This window comes from Aeromicrobium sp. PFPM2_SD2, from assembly GCF_057364525.1.
The window spans coordinates 1-752 of the sequence record NZ_JBNFNZ010000717.1 but is presented as its reverse complement, the minus strand read 5'-3'; the positions used below and the strand labels follow the sequence as shown (position 1 = coordinate 752).

The following is a 752-nucleotide window of genomic DNA, read 5'->3' as shown; positions in this document are numbered from 1 at the left end:
GCCACGGTCGCCACGCGCCGGCGCCGCGTCCGCGCCGCAGCCGACCGCGGCATCGAGATGCTGCACGGCGTCATCATGGACGTCACCGTCGAGCTGGGCCGCACGCAGATGAGCGTCCGCGACCTGCTGGCGCTCACGCCGGGCACCGTGCTCGAGCTCGACCGCGCCGCCGGCAGCCCCGCCGACCTGCTGGTCAACGGCCGGCTCATCGCCCGCGGCGAGGTCGTCGTCGTGGACGAGGACTTCGGCCTGCGCGTCACCGAGATCCTCGACGACAACGCGGGAGCCTGACGGTGCTCGAGGTCGCCCTGCGGCTGATCCTGTCCCTGGCGCTGGTGGTCGGCCTCATGCTGCTGATCGCCCGCTGGGTGGGTCGGCGCTACCAGAGCACGGGCTCGGTGCTGGACGTCGTCCACCGCCAGCAGCTCTCGCGCGGGTCGTCGGTCGTCGTCGTGACGACCGGCGGACGCGGCCTCGTCCTGGGCGTCACCGACCAGCAGGTGAGCCTGCTCGCCGAGGTCGACCCGGAGGACCTCGCCCTGCCCGAGCCGGACATCGCGACCGTCGAGGTCGAGGACCCCGGCACCACCACGCCCGCCGTCGTCACGACGCCCGGCGGGGTCAGCGGCTCGGTGCTCTCGCCCCAGGCCTGGCGCCAGCTCGTCGACGGACTGAGGAAGCGCGCGTGACCCGACTCCTGCGCCGGCTGCTGTGGACGGCCGGCCTGTCCGTGCTGCCCGTGCTCGCCGCGG

General features: G+C 74.5%; 2 protein-coding genes. Both read left to right on the top strand.

The genetic code is table 11. The annotated features are described in order from the left end of the window. Positions 1 to 291 (top strand): flagellar motor switch protein FliN (gene fliN / locus AC2W7G_RS17675; RefSeq protein ID WP_485869581.1); only part of this gene is annotated, 291 nt, incomplete at its 5' end. A gap of 2 nt (positions 292 to 293) precedes the next feature. After that, positions 294 to 689 (top strand): FliO/MopB family protein, encoded by a 396-nt coding sequence (locus AC2W7G_RS17670; protein WP_485869580.1) that lies wholly within the window; start codon positions 294 to 296, stop codon positions 687 to 689. Positions 690 to 752: the final 63 nt, after the last annotated feature.